Source organism: Streptomyces sp. AcH 505, from assembly GCF_000818175.1.
In the GTDB taxonomy this organism is placed as follows: domain Bacteria; phylum Actinomycetota; class Actinomycetes; order Streptomycetales; family Streptomycetaceae; genus Streptomyces.
Genome location: NZ_JTIY01000001.1, coordinates 921,047 through 928,048 on the forward strand (window position 1 = coordinate 921,047; position 7,002 = coordinate 928,048).

A 7,002-nucleotide genomic window follows, 5' to 3' on the forward strand; every position below is an offset into this window, starting at 1 on the left:
GCGGCCGTACCGCCATCCGTGCCGCCGCCACGCACACGGCCAGCGGCAGTCCGGCACACGCGGTGACGACCTGCCGGGCCGCTTCGGGCTCCCTGCCAACCCGGTCGGCGCCGATCCGGCGCCTCAGCAGATCGACGGCGTCGCTCACGGCGAGCGCGCCGAGCTGGACGAACGCCGCGCCGTCGACGCCGAGTCCGGTCAGCCGGGACCGGCTGGTGACGGCGACGAGCGTGCCGGAGCCGCCCGGCAGCAGCGGACGTACCTGCGCGGCGCTCACCGCGTTGTCGAGCATCACGGCGAGCCGCAGCCCGGCAGTGTGCGACCGCCACAGGGCGGCCTGCTCGCCGAGCCCGGCCGGCGAGTGCGGCGCGCCGATCGCCCGGAGGAACTGGCCGAGGATTTCGCCGGGCCCGGCGGGCATCTGGTCCTGGCCTGAATGACCGCGCAGATCGGCGTAGAGCTGCCCGTCGGGGAACTCGTCGGCCAGACCGCTCAGCCAGCGGGAGGCGAGGGCGGTCTTGCCGACCCCCGGTGAGCCGCTGATGACGACGATCGCGGGCCCGCCGAAGGGCCGGTCCACCAGCTCGTCCATGGTGGCGAGTTCGCTCGTACGGCCGGTGAAGTCGGCCGGTACGGGCAGCAGTTGGCGCGGGACAGCGGGAGCGGCCGGTGCGGCGACGGAGGCCGGGGCGTGGAAGTGCACTCCGCCCTGGATGTGGTGCGCCTGGACGAGGTGCCCGTCGATCGACGTGTCACCGGAGACGGTGTTGCCGACCGGCCCTCCCACTCCCCCGCCCGCATCAACCCACCCCCGCAACGCCCGAGCCAACTCCGGTGCTGTGGATGCCTGTTCGGCCAGCTCGTCAGCCAACCCAACGACGTCGCCCTCCGCCGCCGCCCGCACCCGTAACACCGTCGCCGGATCCACGCCCCTCACGCCTTCCAGCGCGCCGACGAGAGCCCGCCACCCACCCAGCCTGGCATATGCCTGTGTCATAGCCACACGCAGCTCGACAGCCGTGACCTCGCCCAATGCAACCGCCCTCCCCCGTAAGTGCATTGTCCCCGACGTCCGGTCGCGGCCGGCCAGAAGAGGCGCCCGCCCATTGATTGATCGGAACTTACCCATACTTTGTCTATTGCAGACTGAATAATTCAGCTAATGAACGTTCAAGCCAAGATAAGTATTCAACTGACGCCACCTTTTGACCGAAGTTGACATCGTGGGACCCTTTGGCAGGGGCCCGCGGGCAGCGGACCGGGTATGGGGGCGCTGGTGACCTTCGAAATACTCATCCTGGGGCCGGTGGAATTACGCTCCGGCGGTCGCCGTGACGCCCTCGGCACCGCCCGGGAGGGGCTGACGCTGGCCGCGCTGGCCGTGGACGCAGGCCGCCCCGTCCCCCTCGACACCTTGATCCACCGGCTGTGGGACGACAACCCGCCCCGCAAGCCACGGGCGAGCCTGCACGTGTACGCGGCGCGGATCCGCCGAAGACTCGACAGCGCGGACGGCGATGTCCGTCTCGCGCAGCAGGCGGGTTCGTACACCCTCGAAATCGACCCCGATCAGGTCGATCTGCACCGCTTCCAGCGACTGACCGCGGAAGCGCGATCCCTCTCCGACGCGGGGGACGACGTCCAGGCACTCGCCTTGCTTGAGGAGGCGGAAGCGGGCTGGCGGGGCGAGCCGCTGTCGGGCCTGCCCGGCCTCTGGGCGGAAAGCGTCCGGACGAATATGGCGGAGAAGCATCTGGCCGCGAAGCTCACCCGAATCGCCGTCGAGTTACGGATGGGCCATTTCGCCGAGCTGATACCGGACTTGACGACGCTGCTCGAACAGCATCCGACCGACGAGGGCCTGGCGGGCCATCTGATGGTCGCCGACTACGGCTGCGGCCGGCAGGCGGACGCGTTACGCGTGTACGACACCGTACGGCGCCGGCTGAGCGAGGAGTTGGGCGCCGAGCCGGGCGGCGCGCTCTCGCGGCTCCAGCAACTCATCCTGAACCAGGCTCCCGTGGCGGAACTGCTCGTGCGGCCCGAACCGGTCTCGGCGGCGCCGCACACCTTGCCGAGCCACGGTGAACTCGTCGGCAGGGAACGAGAGATGCGGGCGCTCCAGGCGCCGGGGCCGGGGCCGGGCGGCGCTGTGATCGCCCTCCAGGCCATCAGCGGCATGCCGGGCATCGGCAAATCCACCCTCGCCCTGCATGCGGCGCGGCGCCTCACTCCTTCCTTCCCCTCGGGCCAGGTCCACTTCGACCTGGAGGCACACGCCCCGGGCCGTAACCCGCTCACTCCGCAGGCGGCACTGTCCGCGCTGCTACGGATCTTCGGCGTACCCGCCTCCGAAATCCCCGGTGAGCTGGGCGAGTTGGTGTCTCTTTGGCGGACCTTGCTCGCCACCCGCCGCGCGGTGATCGTCCTCGACGACGCAGCCGACGCGGAGCAGGTCCGCCCGCTGCTCCCGGGCGACTCCCCGTCCCTGGTCATCATCACCAGCCGCCGGCGGCTGACCGGTCTGCCCGGGGTGCGGTCGCTGTTCCTGGACGTCATGACGGCGGACGAGGCCAACGCCATGTTCCGGCAGCTGGCGGGCGAGGAGCGCAGCCGCGATCAGGCGGAGGTGTCCGAGATAACCCGGCTGTGCGGAAACCTTCCGCTGGCCGTGGAACTGGCGGCGGGCCGGCTGGTCTCACGTCCTTCGTGGACGACGGCGCACCTGATCCGCAGGCTGTCGCGGGAGGACGGCCGGCTCGGCGAAATCCGGGACGGCTTCTCGATGGAGATCGCTCGCGCGTTCGAGATGTCGTACCACACGCTTCCCGCAGATCAACGCACCGCGTTCCGGCTGCTGAGCCTGCACCTCGGGCCGGATTTCGATCTCCACGCGGCCGCGGCTCTGCTGGGCCGTGAACCCGATGAATCCGAAAGGATGTTGGAAGAACTCCTCGACGCGCACCTGATACGGGAGCCGTCCCCCGAGCGGTACGCCTACCACGACCTGCTCCGCGAATTCGCCCGCACCCTGACGACCACCGAGGACCCATCGGCCGTACGCGACACGGCCGTTGAACGCCTGATCGATTTCTACACGGAGTCCTGCGCACAGGCGGACCGCGCCGTATACCCGCACCACTTCCAGCTCGATTTCTTCGAACTTTTATCCGATATTCGAATAAATGGATGGGACGACGCGCAGGGCGCCAGACGGTGGCTGAATGACGAGCGCGCGGCGCTGATCGCTGCCGAACGCCGTTCGAGAGATCACGGCAACCCCGCGAAGGCCGCGCGCCTGGCCCACGTGCTGGCGCGCTTCCTCGACGAGGAGGGCTACTGGCCGGAGGCCCGCGAGATGCACACGGCGGCAGCGGCCCACTGGCGCGAGGAGGGCAACCGACAGGCCGAGGCCCTGGCCTTGATCGACCTGGGCTCGGCCCGCTCCCACGCCGGCAGCTACGGGGAAGCCCTCGACTCCGGTCGGCGCGCGCTGGACCTCGCACGGTCGGCGGGGGCGGTAACAGCCGAGGTCGAGGCGCTGCACTTCCTCGGCGTACTGCACTGGAACCTCGGCTCCCACGAGATCGCACTGGATTTGCAGAACAGAACACTGGCTTTGCGTCTGGAAAACGGAAACACCTGGAGCGTAGCCAAGTCCCAGAACAACATCGGTATTACCCTCATCCATATCGGGGACTACGCCGCAGCTCTGAAGATGTTCCAAGCCTCACTTGCCGGATTCCAGGCTGCCAATGATGACCGGCAAGCCAACAAGGTGAGGAACAATCTTTCCGATCTCTATTTCCAGACCGGTGACCGAGAAGCAGCGCGAAAGATACTCGGCGAACCAGTAGAAGTTATTCTGCATAACGGAAGCGAACCGGAGCGGGCCATCGCCCGAGTCAATCTGGCAAACACCATGAACCTGTCGGAGGATTTCGATGTTGCCCTTGGCATATACCGACAGGCATTGCTGACGTTCCACCGGCTGGGCGACCGGAAGAACTCGTCCATCACCTTGCACAGAATGGGCGTGGCCTACCAGACGGTGGGCCGGCACCGTGAGGCGATAACTCACTATCGTCGCGCTCTCGACCTGGCCAGAAGCATCGGAGCGGCACACGAGGAATGTCAGGCGCTACGCGGTTGCGGCGAGGCGGAGTACCGGCTCGGCAATCCGGCGTCCGCCGACGAGCACCTCGAAGCCGCCCTCGCCATTGCGAACGGAATAGGCGCCACGCAGGAATCTGCGCGAGTCAGCGCCGCGCTCGCCGCTTTCCACACCAAGGACGACTGCGGTCACCGCGCGTAGAATCCCGCCCAGACCACTTCGACCCCTTTCAGGCGCCGCCACGCAGGACCTCCTATCGCATCGCCACCTGCGTTACAAGGGTGTGCAGGTGGGACGCCCTGTCGTGGTAAGTTCCACGTCCACCGCCCGCTGAAACGCAGCGGGGATACGACGAAAGAAAGCGCCACAACCCTTGAAGCTCATAGTTTCGCTCGCTCTGACTGCGTTGCTGCTGACCGGAGCGCCCATGTTTGTCGTACAGATCTGCTCACCGTCCGGAACGACCACAACACAGTCCGTCGCTTAAGCAAATTGAACGCTGAACCACTCCGCTGGGTCCACGAGTTTCGTGGACCCAGCGTGTGTCACCGGGGTGAGCGGCTCACGGATCGCTGACGACCAGCGGGATCACCGGAGTGAGCGGGAGCGGTGGCGACGACAGCCACCGCTGCCAGGCCGATGGCGAGGCCCGCGGCCGTTCGTGGGCCGAAGGGTTCGTGGAACATCAGGGCGCCCCAGACCGCGGTGACCGGGGCCATCAGGAACATCAGCGCGTTGACCCGGGTGATGCCGTAGCGCCGCAGCACCAGCCAGTACAGCCCGTAGCCGCCGAAGGTCGCGAGGCCGATCAGCCAGCTGATCGCCAGCCAGAAATCGGGGTCGGCTGGCGGTGCCGCCGCGCCCGTGGCCAGGGCGAGGGCCGTGAAGACGACGGCGCTGGTGGCGCAGTGGACCGTCATGGCGACCGACGGTGCGGTACGGGTACGGCTGCGGCCCTCCACGAACGTCGCGGCGACCAGCGAGAGCATGCCGATGAACGGCACCCCGTACGCCCACGGCCGGACCCCGGCCGAGGCGGTCGCCGTGGCGTCGGCCGTGGTGACCAGGACGACGCCCGCGACGCCCAGGCAGAGCCCGAGCCACTGTCGCGCCGACACGTACTGGCGCAGCAGCGGGCCCGCCAGGGCTCCGGCGACCAGGGGCTGGGTGCCGTCGACGAGGGCGGTGGTGCCACTGGAGACGCCGAGCTGGATCGCGTAGTAGACCGTGAGCAGATAGCCGCTCTGGGACAGCAGGCCGACCGCCGCCTGCCGGAGCAGGTCGCGCGCCGTGAGACCGCGCCAGGAGGCGCGGGTGACGGTCAGCGCTGCCAGCCCGAGGAGGGCGGCGAGCGGCAGGAAGCGCCACATCAGGATCGTCACTGCGCCGGCGCTGCCCGCGCCGAGTTTGGCTCCGATGAATCCGGAGCTCCAGCAGACGACGAATCCGACCGCCAAGAGGACCTGCACCACGCATCACCCGTCCGGGAGAGACAACTAAACCGTTCTGTTTACTCGCCTGCCCGACCCGAACCCGGAGTAAACAGAACGGTATAGTGGACGGATGGAACGGATCGTACTGACGCCGGGCGCCCGCCGCGCACTGGACGCCGCATCCCGGCTGTTCTACGAGCGCGGGATCCATGCCGTCGGCGTGGACCTCATCGCCGCCGAGGCCGGGGTCACCAAGAAGACGCTCTACGACCGCTTCGGCTCCAAGGAGCAGCTCGTCGTGGAGTACCTCGCCGCCCGCGACGAGCGCTGGCGCGCCTTCCTCGCCGAGCGGCTGGCCGCATCGGACGCGGCGGGCGGCGGAGCCGTGGAGCGGATCGTCGCGGTGTTCGACGCCTCGCGGGACTGGATGGACGAGTTCAGCCGGCGGGGATGCAGCATGGTCAACGCCCATGCGGAGATCGACGACCCCGGCCACCCCGCGTACGCGATCATCACCGGCCAGAAGACCTGGATGCTGGACCTGTTCACCACGCTCGCCCGCGAGGCGCGGACCGTGAATCCCGCGGCGCGGACCGCGGATCCCGCGGCGCCGGAGCCCGAGTCCCTGGGCCGCACCCTCGCGCTGCTGCACGAAGGCGCGCTCGTGGCCCACGGGCTGCGAACGTTCCCCGATCCGGTCGGCCACGCCAGGGACCAGGCGCGGACGCTGCTCGGCACGGTGGGACGCACCCGCGCCGACTGACCGGTGCGGCCTACGCGGCGGGCGCGTGCAGGAGCGGGCTCTTGTGGTGGGTCAGCCACTGGCGGTACGCGACGGTGCGCAGCGCCGCCTCGCGGTACGCCGCCGTCAGGTCCGCGTACGCCTCGGCGCCGTCGCCTCCCGGGCGGGAGAACAGCAGCAGCCGTACCGCCAGCGGGTCGTCGCGCAGCGGTCTGATCGCGATGTCGTCGCGCGGGCCCGAGGTGGGCTGGCAGGGGGCGACCGCCTCGCCGACCGCGATGAGGTTTGCCGCCGTTAGATAATCTCCGTGCATGACACGGGGGTTGAGACCGGCGGCGCCCAGGACGCGGCGCAGGCCGTCCGATTCGCCGTCCACCGTCGGGTCGATCATCCAGCGGTCCTCGGCGAGGTCGGCCAGCTCGACGACGGAGCTCGCCGCCGCCGGGTGGTCCAGCGACATGGAGACGAACTGCGGCTCACGCTCGACCAGTACGCGCTGCTCCAGGCCGTCGGGAACCGGCAGCGGACAGCCCTCCACCTCGTGGACGAACGCCACGTCGAGCTGTCCCGCTGCGACCATCTTCAGCAGGGCGCCGGCTGACACGTCCATGTGCAGGGTGATGTCCGTGCCGGGCAGCCGGTCGCGCAGCCGGCGCAGCCAGCCCGCCAGGGCACGGCTCGCGGTGGAGCCGACCCGCAGACAGGGGCCGTCG

At 69.2% G+C, this 7,002-nt stretch carries 5 protein-coding genes; 2 read left to right on the forward strand and 3 right to left on the reverse strand.

The genetic code is table 11. The features are described 5' to 3' along the window. On the reverse strand, positions 1-787 hold a 787-nt coding region (locus HY68_RS43450), incomplete at its 3' end, for an NB-ARC domain-containing protein (protein WP_241778467.1). 477 nt (positions 788-1,264) lie between these two features. On the opposite strand from HY68_RS43450, the gene HY68_RS04200 reads away from it, so the two are divergent. Continuing rightward, the gene (locus HY68_RS04200; RefSeq protein ID WP_041984518.1) at positions 1,265-4,315 is read left to right on the forward strand and encodes a BTAD domain-containing putative transcriptional regulator; all 3,051 of its coding nucleotides are present in this window, start codon (positions 1,265-1,267) and stop codon (positions 4,313-4,315) included. A gap of 344 nt (positions 4,316-4,659) precedes the next feature. Here the strand turns inward: HY68_RS04200 and HY68_RS04205 are convergent, their stop codons facing one another. Next, complete coding sequence (locus tag HY68_RS04205) at positions 4,660-5,583, reverse strand: DMT family transporter (protein WP_041995120.1); 924 nt, start codon at positions 5,581-5,583, stop codon at positions 4,660-4,662. Between the two features lie 94 nt (positions 5,584-5,677). Here HY68_RS04205 and HY68_RS04210 point away from each other — a divergent pair, with 94 nt between their 5' ends. After that, entirely contained in the window at positions 5,678-6,310 is a 633-nt protein-coding gene (locus HY68_RS04210; protein ID WP_041984520.1) for a TetR/AcrR family transcriptional regulator, read from the forward strand. A gap of 10 nt (positions 6,311-6,320) precedes the next feature. Here the strand turns inward: HY68_RS04210 and HY68_RS04215 are convergent. Next, on the reverse strand, positions 6,321-7,002 hold a 682-nt coding region (locus HY68_RS04215), incomplete at its 5' end, for a LysR family substrate-binding domain-containing protein (protein WP_041984522.1).

What these genes read in the sequence shown, in the direction of transcription:
- HY68_RS04200 (WP_041984518.1), top strand. Translation starts at nt 1,265, where the DNA reads ATGGGGGCGCTGGTGACCTTCGAAATACTCATCCTGGGGCCGGTGGAA.
- HY68_RS04210 (WP_041984520.1), top strand. Translation starts at nt 5,678, where the DNA reads ATGGAACGGATCGTACTGACGCCGGGCGCCCGCCGCGCACTGGACGCC.